Source organism: Ruegeria sp. BF7, assembly GCF_056538605.1.
This window is the reverse complement of record NZ_JBQFTM010000004.1, coordinates 288,597-308,136: the sequence shown is the minus strand read 5'-3', so window position 1 is coordinate 308,136 and position 19,540 is coordinate 288,597. Positions and strand designations below refer to the sequence as shown.

Annotated in this window: 16 protein-coding genes and 1 pseudogene; 11 read left to right on the top strand and 6 right to left on the bottom strand. The window is 58.5% G+C overall.

Going from position 1 to position 19,540, the window contains the following annotated elements; genetic code table 11:
- Positions 1-17: 17 nt before the first annotated feature.
- Complete coding sequence (gene dld, locus ACR0IK_RS12125; RefSeq protein ID WP_480641672.1) at positions 18-1,712, top strand: D-lactate dehydrogenase; 1,695 nt, start codon at positions 18-20, stop codon at positions 1,710-1,712.
- Here the strand turns inward: dld and ACR0IK_RS12120 are convergent.
- The gene (locus tag ACR0IK_RS12120; RefSeq protein ID WP_480641671.1) at positions 1,709-2,731 is read right to left on the bottom strand and encodes a LacI family DNA-binding transcriptional regulator; all 1,023 of its coding nucleotides are present in this window, start codon (positions 2,729-2,731) and stop codon (positions 1,709-1,711) included. The genes dld and ACR0IK_RS12120 overlap by 4 nt on opposite strands.
- 104 nt (positions 2,732-2,835) lie before the next feature.
- On the opposite strand from ACR0IK_RS12120, the gene ACR0IK_RS12115 reads away from it, so the two are divergent.
- The 4 genes from ACR0IK_RS12115 to ACR0IK_RS12100 all read left to right on the top strand — a co-directional run bounded on the left by ACR0IK_RS12115 (position 2,836) and on the right by ACR0IK_RS12100 (position 8,801).
- Positions 2,836-5,157, top strand: coding sequence for a DUF1989 domain-containing protein (locus ACR0IK_RS12115; RefSeq protein ID WP_480641670.1), 2,322 nt, complete (start codon positions 2,836-2,838; stop codon positions 5,155-5,157).
- A 34-nt stretch (positions 5,158-5,191) separates the two neighbouring features.
- The gene (locus ACR0IK_RS12110; RefSeq protein ID WP_480591574.1) at positions 5,192-6,160 is read left to right on the top strand and encodes an ABC transporter substrate-binding protein; all 969 of its coding nucleotides are present in this window, start codon (positions 5,192-5,194) and stop codon (positions 6,158-6,160) included.
- Positions 6,161-6,223: 63 nt separating this feature from the next.
- Entirely contained in the window at positions 6,224-7,273 is a 1,050-nt protein-coding gene (locus ACR0IK_RS12105) for a quaternary amine ABC transporter ATP-binding protein (RefSeq protein ID WP_480591571.1), read from the top strand.
- 10 nt (positions 7,274-7,283) lie between these two features.
- Positions 7,284-8,801, top strand: a complete 1,518-nt coding sequence (locus ACR0IK_RS12100; protein WP_480641669.1) for an ABC transporter permease — start codon at positions 7,284-7,286, stop codon at positions 8,799-8,801.
- 75 nt (positions 8,802-8,876) lie between these two features.
- Here ACR0IK_RS12100 and ACR0IK_RS12095 read toward each other — a convergent pair whose 3' ends face one another.
- The 4 genes and pseudogenes from ACR0IK_RS12095 to ACR0IK_RS12080 form a co-directional block, all read right to left on the bottom strand.
- Positions 8,877-9,176 (bottom strand): hypothetical protein, encoded by a 300-nt coding sequence (locus ACR0IK_RS12095; protein WP_480641668.1) that lies wholly within the window; start codon positions 9,174-9,176, stop codon positions 8,877-8,879.
- Between the two features lie 6 nt (positions 9,177-9,182).
- Positions 9,183-9,374, bottom strand: coding sequence for a hypothetical protein (locus ACR0IK_RS12090; protein WP_480591562.1), 192 nt, complete (start codon positions 9,372-9,374; stop codon positions 9,183-9,185).
- Positions 9,375-9,410: 36 nt separating this feature from the next.
- Positions 9,411-10,135 (bottom strand): annotated as a pseudogene (locus ACR0IK_RS12085) (cupin domain-containing protein).
- Positions 10,136-10,287: 152 nt separating this feature from the next.
- The gene (locus ACR0IK_RS12080; protein ID WP_480641667.1) at positions 10,288-11,175 is read right to left on the bottom strand and encodes a LysR family transcriptional regulator; all 888 of its coding nucleotides are present in this window, start codon (positions 11,173-11,175) and stop codon (positions 10,288-10,290) included.
- Positions 11,176-11,300: 125 nt separating this feature from the next.
- Between ACR0IK_RS12080 and ACR0IK_RS12075 the strand changes: the two genes are divergently transcribed.
- The 6 genes from ACR0IK_RS12075 to ACR0IK_RS12050 all read left to right on the top strand — a co-directional run bounded on the left by ACR0IK_RS12075 (position 11,301) and on the right by ACR0IK_RS12050 (position 18,916).
- Positions 11,301-11,924: a glutathione S-transferase family protein gene (locus tag ACR0IK_RS12075; RefSeq protein ID WP_480591556.1), complete on the top strand. Its 624-nt coding sequence runs from the start codon at positions 11,301-11,303 to the stop codon at positions 11,922-11,924.
- Between the two features lie 118 nt (positions 11,925-12,042).
- Positions 12,043-14,046: an FAD-binding oxidoreductase gene (locus ACR0IK_RS12070; RefSeq protein ID WP_480641666.1), complete on the top strand. Its 2,004-nt coding sequence runs from the start codon at positions 12,043-12,045 to the stop codon at positions 14,044-14,046.
- 87 nt (positions 14,047-14,133) lie between these two features.
- The gene (gene cysK / locus ACR0IK_RS12065; RefSeq protein ID WP_480641665.1) at positions 14,134-15,213 is read left to right on the top strand and encodes a cysteine synthase A; all 1,080 of its coding nucleotides are present in this window, start codon (positions 14,134-14,136) and stop codon (positions 15,211-15,213) included.
- Between the two features lie 112 nt (positions 15,214-15,325).
- A complete protein-coding gene (locus tag ACR0IK_RS12060) occupies positions 15,326-17,632 on the top strand; it encodes a fatty acid cis/trans isomerase (protein ID WP_480641664.1) in 2,307 nt (768 codons plus the stop codon).
- 92 nt (positions 17,633-17,724) lie between these two features.
- A complete protein-coding gene (gene trhA / locus ACR0IK_RS12055) occupies positions 17,725-18,393 on the top strand; it encodes a PAQR family membrane homeostasis protein TrhA (RefSeq protein WP_480591544.1) in 669 nt (222 codons plus the stop codon).
- A 322-nt stretch (positions 18,394-18,715) separates the two neighbouring features.
- Positions 18,716-18,916 carry a hypothetical protein gene (locus ACR0IK_RS12050; protein ID WP_480641663.1) on the top strand — a complete coding sequence of 67 codons (201 nt, stop codon included), beginning with the start codon at positions 18,716-18,718 and terminating at the stop codon, positions 18,914-18,916.
- 45 nt (positions 18,917-18,961) lie between these two features.
- Here ACR0IK_RS12050 and ACR0IK_RS12045 read toward each other — a convergent pair whose 3' ends face one another.
- Positions 18,962-19,417 carry a hypothetical protein gene (locus ACR0IK_RS12045; RefSeq protein WP_480641662.1) on the bottom strand — a complete coding sequence of 152 codons (456 nt, stop codon included), beginning with the start codon at positions 19,415-19,417 and terminating at the stop codon, positions 18,962-18,964.
- Positions 19,418-19,540: the final 123 nt, after the last annotated feature.

The window sequence follows — 19,540 nt, the reverse complement described above, 5'->3', positions numbered from 1 at the left end:
CCGGAAAGAAGGCTGCCATGACCAATGATGAACTGATCCGGCATTTTCGTTCCATCGTTGGGGCGCGCCACGTCCTGACCGGAAAACGCGCGACAGAGCGGTTCCGTCGCGGTTTCCGCTCGGGTGAGGGCGAGGCGTTGTGTGTCCTTCAGCCGGGCAGCCTGCTGGAACAATGGAAAGTGCTGCAGGCCTGCGTGGCCGCTGACAAGATCGTCATCATGCAGGCCGCCAATACGGGTCTGACCGAAGGCTCAACCCCTTCGGGTAGCTATGACCGCGACGTGGTGCTGATCAACACCCGCCGCATGGATGCTCTGGTGTCGCTGAACAATGGTGAACAGATCGTCAGCTTTCCCGGTGCCACGCTTTTTGCATTGGAAAAAATGCTTGCCCCGCTGGGGCGAGAGCCGCATTCGGTGATTGGGTCGTCTTGTATCGGCGCGTCGATTGTCGGTGGTGTGTGCAACAACTCGGGCGGGTCGCTGGTTGAGCGCGGGCCGGTCTATACCGAACTTTCGGTTTACGCGCAGATCACTGAAGCAGGCGAGTTGGAACTGGTGAACCACCTGGGCATTGATCTGGGCAACACGCCCGAAGAAATACTGTCCAGCCTGGATGCCGGTAAGTTTGACCGCAACCCGGGGGCAACGAACAAACGCGCCTCGGCCAGTGATTACGCGCAGATCGTGCGGGACGTGGATGCCGAAACTCCGGCGCGGTTCAATGCGGACAAGGCCAAGTTGTTCGAATCCGCCGGGTCGGCTGGAAAGATGGCGGTCTTTGCCGTGCGCCTCGACACCTTCCCAAAGAACGAAGCCGAAAAGGTCTTTTACATCGGCAGTAACAGTTCCGACGATCTGGCTGCGTTACGTCGGCATATCCTGTCCGAATTCAACTCGCTGCCGGTATCCGCCGAATACATGCAGCGCGAGGTATTCGACATCACCGCGCGTTATGGCAAGGACACGGTTGTCATGATCGACAAGCTGGGCACTGACCGGCTGCCAATGTTCTTTGCCATGAAGGGCGCCGTCGATGCGCGGTTGCGGCGTATCCCGTTCCTACGCAATTTTACCGACCGGTTCATGCAGGCGGCTGTCTCAATCTGGCCGCGGGTTCTGCCGAAACGGATGATAGAGTTCCGTGACCGCTACGAGCATCACCTGATCCTGAAAATGAAGGATGACGGCATCGCAGAGGCCGGGGATTGGCTGCCAGTACTCCTGAAGGGCCGTGATGCGGATTTCTTCGAATGCACGGCGCGTGAAGCCAAGATTGCAGGTCTGCACCGCTTTGCCGCCGCTGGTGCCGCCGTGCGCTATATGGCGATCCACGCGAATGAGGTCGAAGATATTATCGCGCTGGACGTCGCGCTGCGCCGCAACGATCAGGATTGGCTGGAGAAATTGCCGCCCGAGATTGAAGGCAAACTGGTTCACAAGCTGTATTACGGCCATTTCATGTGCCATGTGATGCATCAGGACTACGTGGTCAAAAAGGGTGCCGACCCAAAGGCGCTGAAAGCAGCGATGCTGGAACTCTTCGATCAGCGCGGCGCGGAATACCCGGCTGAGCACAATGTCGGGCACCTTTACAAAGCCAAGCCTGATCTGGCGGCGCACTACAAGTGCTGTGATCCGACCAACTCGTTCAACCCAGGCATCGGCAAGATGTCCAAGGCCCGGAACTACGGCGAAGGCAGTGCCACCTAGCTGGTTTTGCGAGAAATGGCCGATTGCCGTTCGATCAATCGCGCCTCAAGCTGTTCCGACCCCGGCCTTTTCTGTTCCGATATCCAGTTTGCCAGAGCGACCGCCGCGCGTTCGCCCATTTGGGTCACGGGCAAATGCACCGTTGTGATGGAGGGTACTGCTGCGGCGGAGCTGGGCAAATCGTCAATCCCGACCAGTGAAACATCGCCGGGCACGGAAAGGCCTTCGGACTGAAGCCCAAACAAGACACCAAGCGCGACGACGTCCGACAGGCTTAGAATGGCGTCCGGCTTCTGGGGCAGGGCGCATATCTGTCTGGCGATCTCAGCCCCTCCCCGGTGGCTGATACCTGTCTCGAACGTTGTCAGCTCACCGGCCATGGGCAAGGCACGCAAACCGGACAGGCGTGCCCGGGTCCGGTCATTGTCATGTGTGGGGCCATGCACAACCGCGATGTGTTGGTGACCCAGATCAATCAGATGCTGCAAGGCAAGTTGCGCTGCGCCTGCGTTGTCATATCCGATGGTCGGCAGCGGGTTTTCTGCATCGTAGAAAGAGGTGATGATGGTCGGCAGCATTGTCCGCTCGATCAGATCATGAAACGCGGCGCTGTGGGTGGCACCGGTGATGATCAGGCCTTCGGCCCCGATATCCACCAGGCTTTTCGCTTTTTCAGCCTCGATATCCGGGTCTGAGTCGGTTGTGGCCACAACAAGAGACAGCTGGTTTTCAGACAAGGTGCGTTCGAGTGCTGCAAGGAAGCGGGCAAAGATCGCGTTGTCCAGAGTGGGCACCAACGCTCCGACAAACCGGGTTCGTCCGGAATTGATCGCCCGCGCGGCAGCGCTGGGAACGAATTTAAGCCGGGCAATTGCGGCCTGAACCTTTTCCAGCGTGTCTTTCTTTACCACGCCGGGCTCATTCAGGACCCGGGACACCGTGGCGACCGATACGCCCGCGACTTTTGCTACATCTCTGAGATTTGCGCGTTTTTTGGGCTCAGGGGCTTTTTGCGTCACCGGTTTTTGCATCCGTTTTGCTGATCATTAAGGAAAGAGTTGACATATGTAACTAGTTTCAGCAAGCTCTGTAACTAGTTACATAGCAAGAATCTGAAACCACTATGCAGGAATCTTCGGTCTTACATGCGTTCACGAATACCGGGCTGGACAGCCCCGGCCGCCGGTTTCCGGGGTTCCCAAAGGCCTCGGGCACGCGGACGCACAAGCTGGCCCCGCGAGAGACGGTTCGGCTGACAATGATGCCTGGGGATTTGCTGTCGCTGGAAGGCCTCGGCTCGGGTCAACCGCTGGAACTGGCAGTGTTCACCGAGGACGGGCAGGCCACTCACGAAGCTTTGGGATTGGCGGCGAACACACAGATCAATTGCGCTGATTTTGACAGCGCCGGTTTTACTGGCTGGATCGAGGCGCAGGGCGGGGGGCTACCCGTTTCCGGTCACCAACTGTGTCAGACCGCCGAGCCGTTGATCCTGCGAACGGATCAGAAGGTAACCGTCTGGGCCATCCGGCCCGTGGCGGCTTCGGCTTTGATCAAGGGCGCAAATACTGATTGTGTCACGGTCCGACATAAACCTACAGCTTCGAGAGGTCCGCATTTGCCCCCCCTGCTGGGAGACACGCGGGATGAATTCACCGTGCCGCGGGGCAGCGCCTTCGCCTATGAGCTTAAGGCGGGGGAATTCGTTCAGATCATTGATGTCGAGGGGCAGCAATGCTCCGATTTCATGGCGCTGCGGTCCGATGGTTTGGACCGGGGGGCCGAGTGGATGATCGACTCGACCGCCACCCGGTCGATGGTGCGACGCGCCTACCCCGGCCCCGGTTTGCTGGACAAGTTTTTCGACCGTGAGATGCGGCCCTTGCTGAACGTCGTACAGGATACCTGCGGGCGGCATGACACATTTGGTCTGGCCTGCACCGCGCGTGGTTATGAGGAGCGGGGCTTCCCCGGTCATCTGAATTGTTCTGACAACATGTCGAACGCACTGGCACCTTATGGCGTAGCACGGCGCTCGGCGTGGCCTGCGATCAACTTCTTCTGGAACACATGGATCGACCCGGCAACGCATCACATTCTGACCGAGGAATCCTACTCGCGGCCCGGAGACTATGTGACCATGCGCGCGCTTGAGGATCTGGTCTGCGTCTCGACCGCCTGTCCCGATGATATCGATCCGATCAACGGTTGGAACCCGACCGATGTGCATGTGCGCATCTACCGCGCCAAAACACCTATCCGCCGCGCGGTTGCCTATCGTGAAAAGGAAGATGCCCCCATGTCGATCAGTCAGGAGTCCGCCTTTCACGACCGTCTTGCCCCGCTGACCCAGCATTTTGCCCCGGCGCGCGATCTGTGGGCTCCCGTCAGCTACCCTGCCCATGGTACTTTGGGTGAATACTGGGCCTGCCGTGAAGCTGTGACCGTGCAGGATATGAGCGGCCTGCGCAAGTTCGACATCGTCGGCCCGGATGCCGAGGCGCTGATGCAACTGGCCACGACTCGCAACGTGGCGAAACTGCCGGTCTGGCGCGGGTCTTATACCTTGATGTGCGACGAAAGTGGCTCGGTCATCGATGATGGCACCTTGTTCCGCCTTGCGCCAGAGATTTTCCGTTGGTGTTGCGGGGCCGAAGAAAGTGGGCGGGCGTTGCAGGAACTGGCCGACGCGCGCGGCCTGCAAGTGCGTGTCCACGCGTTGCGTGGCGCGATGCCGAACCTGGCCATCCAAGGGCCTAAATCGCGCGAGTTGTTGCGCAAAATTGCCTTTACGCAACCGCACGTGCCATCGCTGGACCATCTGAAATGGTTTGGTGTCACTGTCGCGCGGCTGAACGACCGCGAGGGCGCGCCTTTCATGTTGTCCCGCTCGGGTTATACCGGGGAATTGGGGTACGAGATTTTCTGCTCCAAATCCGACGCCGTTGCGATCTGGGACGCGGTAATGGCCGCCGGTGAAGAATTCGGGATCACCCCGATGGGCTTGGCCGCGCTGGACATCATCCGGATTGAGGCCGGTTTGGCCGCGGCCAACGCTGAGTTCGCGCCGGGCGTGGATGCGTTTGAGGCCGGGTTGGGCTTTGCCGTTGACCTGACTAAATCCGATTTCACCGGAAAGGCCGCGCTGGAACGCAATGCGCGCGAGCCGCGCCGGGTGCTCAAAGGGCTGTTGATAGGCTGCGATGATCTGCCCCGACATGGTGCCCCGATTTTTGCGGGTGAGCGGCAGGTGGGTGTGGTCACCTCGGCCACTCGCTCACCGATGCTGGAACACGCGATTGCAATGGCAAGGCTGTCGGTCGAACACGCGGATAACGGCACCCAACTGGAGATCGGCCAGCTCGACGGGCGGATGAAACGCCTGAAAGCCTCCGTCTCTGACATTCCATTCATAGACCCGCAACGCAAGCGGGCGCGCGCCTGATGCGCATGTAACTCAACGCTATGGGAGAAGACCTATGAAGAAACTCACATTGACCGCAACTCTGGCCCTGACTTTGGGCGCAACAACGGCGATGGCACAAGAAAAGGTCATGGTGGGTGAGCCCAGCTGGCCCGGCGCCAAGATCATGAGCCGGGTGATTGGCCAGGTCATCGAAACCCGTCTGGGCGGTGAGGTCGGTTATGCCCCCGGCGCCAATGCGGTGATCTTTGCCGCCATGGATGGCGGGCGCGGGGATATTGACGTGCACCCGGATGTCTGGCTACCGAACCAGTCCTCGTTCACGGATGAATATGTCGATCAGAAAGGTACCGTGGCACTGTCCTCTGGCAGTTATGAGGGCCGTGCCGGGATTTGCGTGCCGAACTACATGGTAGATGATCACAACATCAAATCCATCTACGATTTGGCCACGCCAATGGCGCAGGAACTGTTCGATTCGGATGGTGACGGCCTGGGAGAAGTTTGGGTTGGTGCATCCGGCTGGGCCTCAACCAACACGTTCAAGGTACGGGTGCGTGATTACGGGATAGAGACCTTTCTGACGCCGACTACCGAAGATGAAACCGTGTTCTATTCGCGGCTGAAGGATCAGATCGACCAGCAGAAAGGCGCGGCCTTCTACTGCTATGCGCCGCATTACGTCCATGCGTTATATGACGTGACTATTCTGGAAGAGCCCGAGCATGACGCGGCTACCTACAAAATGGTGCAGCCGGATCAGGACGCGGACTGGTACAACAAATCGCATGTCAGCACTGGCGAGCCGGTCAAAACCGTGACAGTTGCGCATTCGAAATCGCTGGAGCAGCGCAACCCGGCGGCGGCTTCGTTCTTAGCCAATATCGACATGGATGCGGGTGAGCTGAGCGGTTTGACCTACGAGGTTGTGGTCAAGGGCCGTGACACCGATGAGGTCGTGGCCGAATGGATCGCCGCCAATGGCGACACGATCGACGGCTGGCTGGGCCTGACCACCAACTAAAGCCAATTTGCCCCCGGGTTTCCGGGGGCACCACTCAACACAATCAACAGCGGTGGGGCCGATATGACAGCGGAAATCGCAATCGATGCAAAAGGCGTTTGGAAAGTATTCGGCGCACGGTCGCAAGAGGCTTTGAACGCCATCCACAGTGAAGGACTGAGCAAGGCCGAGGTGCTGGATCGCTTCAACTGCGTTGTTGGAGTGGCCGATGCAAGTTTCGAGATCGAACGGGGTGAGCTGTTCTGTGTCATGGGCCTGTCAGGCTCGGGCAAATCGACCCTTGTACGCCATGTGAACCGTCTGCTGGAGCCGACCGATGGTCATATCTATCTGGACGGTGATGATGTGATGGGCCTGAATGATGAGGGCCTGCGCGACCTGCGTAACCGCCGTGTCGCAATGGTGTTCCAAAACTTCGGCCTGATGCCCCACCGTACTGTGCGTGACAACGTTGCGATGCCGCTGGAAATACGTGGCACAGGCAAAGCCCGTCGTTGGGAAGAAGCCGACCGGGTGTTGGAACTGGTCGAGCTAAACGGCTGGGAGGATAAATACGCCCATGAGCTGTCGGGCGGGATGCAGCAGCGCGTGGGTCTGGCCCGGGCCATCGCTGCCGACCCGGAGATTTTGCTGATGGATGAGCCGTTCTCGGCGCTCGACCCACTGATCCGCAAGCAGTTGCAGGATCAGTTCATGGATCTGAGCCACAAGCTGAACAAGACCACAATGTTCATCACCCATGACCTCGACGAAGCGATCCGCATCGGCCATCGCATTGCGATCATGAAGGACGGGCGCATCGTGCAGATCGGCACACCGGAAGAGATCATCCTCAATCCCGCCGACGATTATGTGGCGGATTTCGTGGCGGGAATCTCCAAGCTCAACATGATCTTCGCTCATGCAGTGATGAAACCGGTCGACGAGTTCGAAGCGCATCACGGCGAAGTGCCCGACGACGCGAAAGAGGCCCATCCGGATATGGATCTGTCAGATCTGATGAACCTTTGTGTGGACGGCCACGGAGTCGTGGCGGTGACGCAGGACGGCAAGACCGTGGGTGTGATCAACCGTGCGGGCCTAATCCGCGCGATTCAAGACAGCCAGGCATAAGGGGACCGCTATGAAACATGTTGATATGCAACAGATCCAACCGGAAACCGCCGACCGCCTAAATGGCCTGATCGGAGATTTCGTGGGGCAGGGGCAATCCTACTACCAGAAAACTTTTGCCTATATGATGCAGGCGCCAGGCTATCGCTTCACTCTGAACAAGGCGGCAGCGCTCCTGGGGCCAATCTGGTTCGGGGCCAGGGGGCTCTGGTCGTGGTTTCTGGGGTTCTTGCTGCTGGAAACGTTGGCCTACATCCAGATCGGACTTGGCCTGTTTGGCGATCTGGGACGTGAGTTCCGCGAACGGGCAGAGCAGATTGAGCAGACACTTGAGTTGCGGCGTCAACAGATCGCGGCGGCAGAACAATCCGGGGCCGCGTCGCTGGAGTCCCTGAAACGTGCGGCAGAGTCGCTGGAGGGTGCCCTGGCCGGAGCGCAGGACGCCGCCAAAAGCGCGGACTCAACCGGCCTGACCTATCTCGCGATCGGGATCATCCTGCTGCTAGCAGTCAAGTTTCTCGCGGCGTCGCTGGCCAACTGGACGCTTGAGGGCCAGTTCGCACGCTGGCGCTCGGACCCGAGCGTTGCGCATGGATGGTCGTTGCCCCGACTGATCGTTGCCTCGGCCTTGACCGGAGTGGTCGTGATCCTGTCGATGATCAAGTTTGCGCAACCTGATGCCCTGGCAGTGCTGAAGACCTTTCCGACCAACCGCGACTGGCGTCTAAACGTAGGCGACGGCGTGCAGGCAGTGTTCGAATGGACCAAAACTGCCGGTCGTGGCTTTTTCGACGGGCTGACCTATGGAATGCGCACCCTTCTGGATTGGATCGAGGTGGTTCTTGTCGATACCCCCTGGCCAGTCGTGGCGCTGGTGATCATCATGCTGGCCTACCTGTCCGCCGGAGCGCGCGTAGCGATCTTCACCGGGGCGGCGCTGGCCTATCTGGGTTTGCTGGATTTCTGGGAAAAGGCGATGACCACGATTGCGCTGCTGGGGGCGGCGGCGCTGATCTCGATTACATTAGGCATTCCGCTGGGAATCTATTGTGCCCGTCGTCCGCGTGCCTTTGCCATCGTGCGGCCCATTCTGGATTTCATGCAGTCGATGCCGTCCTTCGTCTATCTGATCCCGGTGGTGGCATTCATCGGGTCGGGCAAACCGGCGGGCGTGGTTGCCACCATGATTTTCGGCAGCCCTCCGGTAATCCGTTTCACCGTTCTGGGCCTGCAACAGGTGCCCGAAACCGTGCGTGAGGCTGCGATGGCATTCGGCGCTACACCACGATACCTGTTGTGGCGCGTGGATCTGCCGCTGGCGCACAAGACCATCATGGCGGGTGTGAACCAGACCATTCTGATGTCGCTGGCCATGGTCGTCGTTGCCTCGCTGATCGGAGCCAAGGGGCTGGGCGAAGATGTTTTGGAGGCGCTGCAATACGCGGCGGCGGGGCAGGGCATTCTGGCTGGTCTTGCGATCCTGTTCTGTGCGCTTATTCTTGATCGGATCGTGGCCGGTAAGAAATAGCGCTTAACGCGGAAGCGGCATCAACAGCGGGATTTCAGCACGACCACGGCCTCGTCAAAGGTCTGCACACTCTCTTCAGCGCGGGCGGACAGGTGCGCCCCTTCCAGCAGCGCTAGCTTCCGAGGTCGGATGTGCGACGCCTGAGATCGACTTGTCTGTAGTTCCGAGTGCAAAGACCGCCTCGATCCGCCCCGCCATCATGGCACGGAAACTTTTGGTCTTTTCGATGACCTCGTCCGACAGACTTTCGCGACTGCTGATCAGCGACACACACAGGCACAGGGTTTTGCCGTCGTTCAGGCATCTCGATATAGCCGGATCAGCGCTCGCAAGCGTTCGGCCCCGGTGTCGTGGGTGGCTTCGGTTTCCCGGCATTCTGCCTCAGGCTTCGCATGGTATCTGTTTATCAGCTCGGCGGTCAGCGTGGCCTTGGTGGGAAAATGATAAGTAGAGCGACGCTTTGCGGATGCTGATGGCCTCGGCCAGATCAGCGTAGCTGAACCCGTCAAACCCGCACGCGCGGGCGGCGCGTTCCGCAACGTCCAGCAAAGCGGTTTTGGTGTCGGTGACCATGCGGCTTCATGCCTTTTCCGTTTCGATGCGAGCCTTTTAGTCTGTCAGACTGCAGCCCGGTTTTGTATTTCCCGAGCAAGTGAATGCAATCACCTGGATCTGCAGTGCGCGGGCATAGCGTAGGTACCCGGTTTTCATCCAGACCTTCGCCCCATCTGGGCCTGCTATGGCCGACAGGGCTTGGCCTTGGGGAAGAGGTAACAAGCCGTTCTTTTTCAGTTGGTCGCCTTCGGTGGTGATTGACCCGTCGATAACCAGCAATTCAATTCCACCAGGTGCGTTGGAAGTCAGGGCCGCGCCCGCGCCCAGGTGGCTTTAGGTGACCTCGTCGCGTGTGTCCTTGTGAAGGATCGTAGCGGCTACGCCATTCACTGCGGCGGCCAACTCATCCTCCATTTTTTTGTGAAACTGGGTGCGGTCGTCCATGTCGAACTGCCAGAGTTTGACGAAGATGGTGCAGTCGGGTTTCGAGCCCGGCGTATGCTGGCTGGTCGGCGGGTTGCGCACATAGGTCCCGGCAGGGAAATTCCGTGTTCGTCCTGAAATACGCCGTCCAGCACGATGAACTCCTCACCTCCCGTATGAGTGTGGGCCGAGAACTGACTGCCTGGCGCGAAGCGCACGATAGTGGTAGCGCGGGCGACCTCGCCCCCGATCCTGTCCAACATGCGCCGATCCACGCCCGTCATGGGCGAGGCCTGCCACTCAAGCTGATCAGAGTGAACAACGACGCGGGAAGAGAAGTCCGAGTTGAGTTCCATGGAAACGATCCTTTCAGCTGAGAAGTACAGGGGTTAAAACTCTTGGAAAGAAACGCTGATTGCGTCACCTATCTATAGATAGGTAGGTGATTTGGCAACCATAGCAAATGTATTGATTTAAGTGCCTCAAGGGGATTTGAGATAAGCGAGCTTCAAGCTCCTCGCATCTCTGCCGCCAGAAAGTCGATCAACGCCCGTATTCTGGCGGTTAGATGGCGATTTTGCGGATAGGCGGCATAAAGGCCAAGCGAAACCGCTTCTTGCGCTTCGAATATAAGTTGCAGTTTTCCCGCGTTCAGGAACGGCTGTGCAGTGTACAGAGGAATGCGTCCGATCCCCAGCCCATCGGCAGCCATATGGGCCACGGCGCGCGGCGAGTTTGCGCGGAAATTGCCAGACACCGGAACCGAATACTCCCCGTCCGGACCCTTGAAGGTCCAGTGGTCGATGTTGCTGCCGGTGGTTTGCAACAGGCAATTGTGCGAAGCCAGTGCCGCGGGGTCTTTCGGGGGTCCGTAATCTGCCAGATAGCCCGGCGACACACAGCATACGATCCGCATATTCATGAGTTTACGGGCTACAAGATTCGAGTCTTTCAGGACGCCAAACCGAATAGCCAGATCATAGCCTTCCTCGACCATCGGGACATGGTGATCCGACAGGTGCAGTTCGATCGAGACCTTTGCATGTTCGGTCTGAAAGGGTTTCAACATATGGATCAGTTCCGCCGACCCGAACCCGGTTGGTGCGGTGATCCGGATACGGCCAGCCAGTTCGGATTGGCGTTGCTGGACAAGGCCTTCCAGTTCATCGAACTGCTCCAACAGCGGCAAGCAGCGTTCGTAATAGGCGCGTCCAGTATCGGTTAGGGTGACGCTGCGGGTGGTGCGGTTGAACAGCTGGGCGTTCAGGCGGTCCTCGAGTTGGCCGACATACTTGCTGGCCAGCTTGGTGCTAATGCCAATCTGCCGCGCGCCTTCGGTGAAGGACGAATGCGCTGCCACGGCCGCAAAGGCCCTCATGCCCTGGATTGTATCCATTATCTACGCCGTGTTCATAGTAATTCATCAGATAGGTATATTATCGCCTTGATAAAATCAATTTATGTCTGGTGCCAGATGCTGATCCTCAGCCGAACCCCTTCAGTCAGAGAAAGAGTTACCAGATGTCCAATACCATCCGAATTCACAGTTTCCCGTTATCCGGCCATGCCCACCGCGCGGTTCTGTTCGCCAGCCTTGCCGGTATCAAGCACGACGTCATCGATGTTGATCTGGTCGGAGGTGAACACAAGGGCGATGCGTTTTTGGCGTTGAACCCCGCAGGGCAGGTGCCGGTACTGGAAGACGGTGACGTGGTTGTCAGCGACAGCAATGCCATCTTGGTCTATCTGGCCCGGAAATATGCACCATCTTATCTGCCAACAGATCCGGTGCTTGAAGCCGAGGTGCAGAAATTCCTGACGCTCGCCGCAGGCGAGATCGCCTTCGGCCCTGCTGCCGCGCGGCTTATCACCGTGTTCAACGCGCCGCTGGACGTGGATTTCACACATGCCACCGCCGCCAAGGTTTTGGGAAAGCTGGACGCGCATCTGGAAGGGCGGGATTGGTTGGTCGGCGACGCGCCTACCATCGCGGATGTCGCGATCTACAGCTACACCGCGCACGCGCCCGAGGGCGGCGTGTCGCTGGAACCCTATGCAAATGTTCGTCGCCTGCTGACAAATGTCGAGGCTCTCGACGGCTTTGTGCCGATGCCTCGCACGGCGGCTGGTCTGAACGCCGCCTGACCCCAAGCTTGCCCGGTCGCGCCTCGGCGCAACCGGCCCCTGTTTCCGACACGTGAGGTTCGCCATGAGTGTTTCTGCCACCGTTGATAGATCGCCCTTTCACGCAGGTGAGCGAGCCATGCAGTCGCGCGTGGGGAAACGGGAAAAGATGGAGCATGTGGGTCGGGACTTTATCCGCCCCTATATGCCCGATCAGCATCGGGAGTTCTTTGGCCAGCTTCCATTCATCGTCCTGGGCAGCGTCACTTCCGATGGTTGGCCTTGGGCGTCCATGGTATCGGGCAAACCGGGGTTCGTCAGCTCGCCGCAAGACCGGCAGCTTGATGTCAGGGTCCGGCTTTTGGATGACGACCCGTTGGGCGCTGCGTTGCAAACCGGCGCGCCTATCGGGGTGGTGGGGTTGGAGCTGTCCACGCGGCGTCGCAACCGCATGAATGCCACCGTGCGTCTTGTTGATGAGGGCGGCTTTTCGCTGGATGTGGTGCAGTCTTTTGGGAATTGCCCGCAGTATATTCAAACTCATGATGTGACGTTCGTCCGAGAGCCCGAGGCCGAGATTGACCGCCCCGCCAGCGATCGGTTTTCAGCGCTGGATGCGCAGGCTCGGCAAATGATCTCTACCGCCAATTCGTTCTACGTGGCAAGTTTCGGCGATACGCCCGAACACTCAGGCGTGGACGTGTCGCACAGGGGCGGGCGCCCCGGTTTCGTCAAGGTCGAGGGCAACAGCCTGCTGGTGCCCGACTTTGCCGGTAACAACTTCTTTAACACGCTGGGCAATTTCCTTGTAAACCCACGGGCAGGTCTGCTGTTTCCCGATTATCGGACCGGCGATCTGCTGATGCTGACTGGAACGGTTGAGGTTCTGGGCGAAGACCATCCCGAAATTGCGACCTTCAACGGTGCAAGCCGAGGCTGGTGGTTTCATCTGGACCAGGGGCGACGCATCCATGATGCGTTGCCGTTCCGGGCCGAGTTTTTGGAGTTTTCACCCAACAGCCTGATGGCCGATGACTGGAAGTCTGCCGAAGCCCGGCAAAAAGCTGAAACGCAGCGTCACCAGTGGCGATCTCTGCAAGTCTCCTCGGTGCGCGATGAAAGCGAGGCGATCCGGTCCTTTAAACTTGTGCCTACGGACAGTTTGCCCCTGTTGCCCTTTGAGGCGGGGCAGTTCTTGACGCTCCGCGTGCGGCCTGAAGGCAAGACACCAGCGACCCGCACCTACACAGTGTCCTCTGCTCCGGGCGATTCCAGCTACAGGATTTCGGTCAAACGCGAGCCCGGTGGCACCGTGTCGAACCATTTGCACGACACTCTTTCGGTCGGAGACCTTGTAGAGGTTCAGGCCCCCAAGGGTCAGTTCTATCTGAACGCGGCCGAGCCCCGCCCCGCGGTTCTGTTTGCCGGAGGGGTCGGTATCACGCCGATAATGTCGATGATGCGCCACGTCCTGAACGAAGGTGTGCGCACCCGACACACCCGCAGGCTAACCGTATTCCACGCAGCGCAGACCGTGGCGCAGCGGGCCTTTCATACGGATTTGCGCCGGGCCGAGGCGACAAGCGATGGCAAGATCCGCTATGTGTCGGTCATCTCGCGGCCCGAAAAGGGCAAGCAGGCAGGGGTGGATTTTGATACCGCAGGCTACATCACACCCGCGCTGATCCGCGACACGCTGCCCTTGGACGACTACGATTTCTTTCTCTGCGGTCCGCCGTCCTTCATGCAAGCCGTCTACGACATGCTTCGCGAACTGGGTGCAAGGGACGATCGGATATTCGCCGAAAGCTTTGGCCCTGCGGCGTTGAAACGGCGTCCTGGTGATGGTGCCATACCCAAACCACAGCCCGAGGCCGAGGCGGCCCAGGTTATCTTCAAGGCCAGCGGGCACAAGGCAAATTGGGTGAAAGGCGGGCCGACGCTGTTGGAAACGGCTGAGGCTGAGGGGTTGGCGCCATCTTTCTCTTGTCGCTCGGGGTCTTGCGGCAGCTGCCTGACGCGCAAAATCGCCGGTAAAATCGCCTATCGCACTGAGCCAACGGCGGATCATTCCGAAGACGAGGTGCTGATCTGTTGCGCCGTACCCGCTGAAGGAACAAACGAGGTGATTTTGGATCTTTAGCCCGAGCTTACAGAAAGGGTTCGGGACATTGACCCGGACGCAGGTTAGAAAGATGGGATTGCACCTGTGATCAAGTGAGGATTTCCGATGACCGACTCAAAGCTCAGAACCACCTCGGGCAATGGCCGTATTTATGACAGCGTGCTCGACACGATCGGCAACACGCCCACGATCCGCATCAATAATCTGGGGCCCGAAGGCGTCAATCTGTTCGTGAAGTTCGAGGCCTTCAACCCCGCCGGTTCGGTCAAGGATCGCCTTGCAGTCAACATCATCGAGGCCGCCGAGCGCAGCGGGGCCCTGAAGCCCGGTCAAACCGTGGTCGAGGCGACCAGTGGCAATACCGGCATCGGTCTGGCTATGGTCTGTGCGCAAAAGGGTTACCCCCTGGTCGTCACAATGGCCGAGAGCTTTTCCACCGAACGCCGTCAATTGATGCGGATGCTGGGGGCCAAGGTCGTGCTGACACCCAAGGAAGAAAAAGGCTTTGGCATGTATCGCAAGGCCGCCGAACTGGCCGAAAAACACGGCTGGTTCCTGGCGCGCCAGTTCGAAACACCGGCCAATGCCGAGATTCACGCCGCCACGACCGCGCGGGAAATTTTGGGCGATTTCAACGGGGAGCCGCTGGATTACTTCGTGACCGGCTATGGGACCGGCGGCACGATCACCGGTGTCTCGCGTGTTCTGCGTGCCGAGTGGCCCGATACGAAGATCATCCTGACCGAGCCTGCCAACGCGCAGCTGGTGGGCAGTGGTATTGCGACCGAGCGGGGCAAGGACAACGATCCCGTTGCCAGCCACCCGGCGTTTGAACCGCATGTGATTCAGGGCTGGACGCCGGATTTCATCCCCTCGGTCCTTCAGGAATCCATCGACAACAGTTACTTCGATCAGCTGATCCCGGTGCCCGGCCCGGCGGGTGTTGAATGGGCGCAGAAACTGGCCAGCCAAGAGGGGATTCTGACCGGTATTTCCGGCGGTGCGACATTTGCCGTGGCCATGGAAATCGCCGAACAGGCCAAACCCGGCGCTTCTGTCCTGTGTATGCTGCCTGACACGGGTGAGCGGTACCTGAGCACGCCTTTGTTCGGCGACATTTCGGTGGGCATGACCGATGAGGAAGCCGAAATCGCGCAATCAACACCGGGTTATCACATCGGCTGACGCCAGGTCGTGTAGGTCTGCCCGGTCGCGTTTCTTGCCTAAAGCCCCCCGTAACTGCAAAGATATTGGCTACGGGGGATGATGTCCGAAGTCGGGCAGGGGAGGGACCCAGATGCACAAAGTTCGACTGCTGTTGCAGACGACGCTGCTGATGTGCCTGCTTTGCGCTTACCCGTTTGCGGCTCGGGCGCAGAACCAGACATGGGCCGAGGTGAAATCGATCATGGATCGCCGCTGTGTCGTTTGCCACAGTTGTTATGACGCGCCATGTCAGTTGAAACTGACGTCACCGGCGGGGATGTTGCGGGGGGCCAGCAAAGAGGCCGTATATCACACCGAGCGTTTGGAGGATGCCCAACCCACCCGACTGGGGATCGACGCACAGACCGATCCGGAATGGCGGGGGCTGGGGTTTCATACTGTCCTTCGCGGGCAGAAACCGGGTTTGCTTGAGCGGTATCTGGAGTTGGGTCGCCAGAACCCTCTGCCGGCTGACGCCCCCCTTCCTGCGCAGCTTGGTTTGGCAATCGACCGCCCTCTGGTCTGCCCCACCTCGGATGAGTTTGACGCGTTCAGCAAGGCCCATCCGCTTGCGGGCATGCCCTATGGAACAGCACCACTAGCAGAGGCCGAGTTTCAGTCGCTCATGGGCTGGGCACGTGGCGGTGTGGCCCCGCCATCCAACCCGCCCGCCATTCCCGACGCGATCCAGGCTCAGATCGCTGGTTGGGAAGGGTTCCTGAACACAAGCGACCCCCGCAACCAGTTGATGAGCCGGTATCTGTACGAGCATCTGTTTCTCGCCCGGCTCCATTTCCACGGCGATGATCCGCGGCGGTTCTTCCAACTGGTACGCTCGACCACGCCGCCGGGCGATGAGATCGACGTAATAGCAACGCGGAGACCGTTCGATGATCCGGGCGCGGCGCCGTTTTACTATCGGTTGCAGCAGGTCACGGAAACGATCGTACACAAGGAACATCTGGTCTATACGCTTGGGCCGGAGCGCATGGCGCGTTATCAACAGCTGTTTCTCGACACCGATTGGACGTTGGCCGAACTGCCCCCGTTTGGGGACGCGGAAGGCGGCAGCCCGTTCAGCACTTTCACAGAGATGCCAGCGCGCAGCCGTTATCAGTTCCTGCTGGATGACGCGCTGTTCTTTGTCCGCAGCTTCATTCGCGGCCCCGTCTGCCATGGTGAAACTGCCGTTGACGTGATCGAGGACCGGTTCTGGGTCAGCTTTCTTGATCCGGATGCGGATTTATCGGTCACCGACCCGAGCTATCTGCAGGAAGGTGCCGCCTATCTGGAACTGCCCGTGTCCGAGGCCGATGCCGGAGTGCTGGGTATGTTGCAGGAGTTCTCGCACAATAATCAGGTCGCGTACCTTGAGTTCCGGGATGCGCGATACCGGGCTGCGCCGGTGTATCAGACCGGGTTCGACTATGGTTCGATCTGGGATGGCGATGGAACCAATCCCAACGCGCTGATCACGGTGTTTAGGCATTTCGACAATGCCTCGGCCATGACCGGGTTTCACGGCGGCATCCCCGAAACCGCCTGGGTCATCGACTTTCCGATTTTTGAGCGCATCTACTATGACCTCGTGGCGGGCTATGACGTGTTCGGTCGGGTCGAACATCAACTGGCCACGCGGCTTTACATGGACGAGTTGCGGATGGAGAGCGAGGATACCTTTCTGGACTTCATGCCACGGGACGTCCGGCCGCAGATGCACGAGAGTTGGTACCAAGGCGTTCTGGCCGAATTGCACACCTATTGGCACCGCCGCCGGGTCGATGACAGTTTCCCTACCGGTATTTCCTTTCAAACGGATCAGCCGAAACAGGAATTCCTTCTGACTTTGTTGGAGCACGGCAACGGACTGTGGCCGGTCACGGACCCGATCAACAGATGCTCGACAGAAAAGTGCCAACCGGGGCAGTCAGTCGACGCACTGCGCGATCTGGCCAATCAAACCGGCGATTGGGTGAAATATCTGCCGGACCTGACGGTTCTGGTGATCGAGCAAAGCGACGGGGAGACCGCACTATTCACCCTCGTGCATGACAAGGCGCATTACAACGTGGCCTTTTTGTTCGATGAAAAAGCGCGTCGGGACCCCGAGGCGGATGCCCTGACAATTCTTCCGGACCTGATCGGCAGCTATCCGAATTTCTATTTCCACGTCCGACAGGATCAGTTGGAGCCTCTTGTCGGGGCGCTGAAAGGTATTCAGTCGCAAAGCGACTACATGGCCGTGGTGACGCAATTTGGCGTGCGTCGGACCAGCCCAGAATTCTGGCCGTTGAGCGACCGGATTCACGATCTGTTTCAAAAGCAGAAACCGATTCACGCGGGCATTTTCGATCTGAACCGATACAAGGATCCGAAGCCGGGGGATGACCCCACTTAGGTGCGGCGCACTCGTTGGTCTGACACATAGCATTGATCGACCGCGAGTGGCGTTTACTTGTCTGAAATCCCCATGACGCTTAAGTTAAGTCTATGTGGTCCTTTGCAGATATCCGTCCAGCCTATAGCCGCGCCGAGCGTGTGAGCGACGGGGTTGTGCACGTTTTGGGTGTCGCTTCGGCCCTTGTTGCAGTGCCCCTGCTGATCACGGTCACCACTTTTCACCGGTCGGAACCCGAGGCCATTCTGGGGGTCTCGGTCTATGGCGTCACGCTGTTGCTGATGCTGACATTTTCCGCGCTCTACAACATGATTGAAAGCGACAAATGGTCCGATCTGCTGCGCCGTCTGGATCACTCTGGCATCTATGTGAAAATTGCTGGCACCTACACGCCGTTCCTTCTGTTGTCGGGCGGGCAGGGGCCGGGGCTATTGATTGGGTTGTGGTCTTCAGCAACGCTGGGCTCGGTACTGAAGCTGATTGACCCGGTCCGTTTTCGCTGGTTCGGGCTTGTCCTTTATCTGATGATGGGCTGGGCTGTAGCCTGGGCCGGACCTGACATGTTGGGCGAACTGCCATCGGTTGTTGTCTGGCTGATGATTGCAGGTGGTGTGGTCTATACCGTCGGCGTTGCCTTTTATCTGCTGGACCAACTTCCTTTTCACAACACTATTTGGCACGTGTTTGTTCTGACCGGCACGGTTTTGTTTTTCATCGCAATCTCGGTCCGAGTTCTTCTGGGGTCACATCCGGTTGCCTGATTGGATTTCACGATGACAACCCTTCTGTCACAGATGCTATGGTGAGAACAGGTGGGTGTGCGCAGAAACTCAAACCGTATTGCGATTGAGGCATATCACGGGTCATTCTGCCTCTGCAGCGGGTGTTTTCCACTGTATCAAGCTGCAGGCTTTTCTCCTACACGCAGGTAATAAATTGAAAAATTGGGGATTACTCGCCTTGAAAATATTCACCTAAAAGGGTCAGGAAAAATAACTGATGAAGAGAGTCGGATAGAACGAGAACTCTCGATGCTCAAACTCACTTCAGGCTTTTGCCGCGGTCCTGATCAGCGGTGCTGCTATGACCGATCAGGCCTATGGCCCGTTTCCGGTCAGTGTAAAAGGCTATGTAGGCGACAAGATCAATTCGGTTTCGTATTCCGGTCAGGTCGCGCGCCACGTGCTGCATGGCAGCCTGAAAAAAAGCGGCAGCCAAAGGCGATGGCGGCAACAATGCGGCCGAAGTCGAGGCACTGATGTTGGCCTATTTCAACGGGTCTGAGGTAGATCTGGAAATTTCAGCGCGGTTGCGCATTCGACGACACTCTCACCCAAGCAGAACTATGCCGGTATTGTCGAAGCCAACTGGGAGAAAACACTGGCCGAGGCCGCCTTCAAATATGCCGGTTCGGTCTACAAGGGCATCGACAAGATCAAATCTGGCGAGAACACCGACAAGGCGCTGCGCAACTTTTCCAAGCATTGGGGTGAGCTGAAGGGCTTCTTGATGGCGCTGCATTCGGGCAAGAACAACCTTGGTGCCATCGCGATTGACCTGAACTAGTTGATCGGTTTCGGCCCGGCTATGCCCGAGGGCAAGACGGTTTCGGGCATTGATGCCGACTGTAACTTTGTTCGCGGCCGCGAGATGTCTCTGGATGACTATCAGGTCAACATGTTGAAAGTTCAGCAGCTTCTGATCGAAATATTCGGCATCGAAAACCGCGCCAATGATGCAACCGCTAATCTGGCCGGTCAGGGCGGAACAAGAGCGCGACCCCATAGCCTAAACACCCTGCAACAGCCTTTGTCGCCCGGCGGTTCCGCGCTGACCAGGCAGTTAGCAGTTGAATTTTTCAGGTTTATCGATATTAGACAAAGCAGGCATGGAGTTTTGGACGAATTA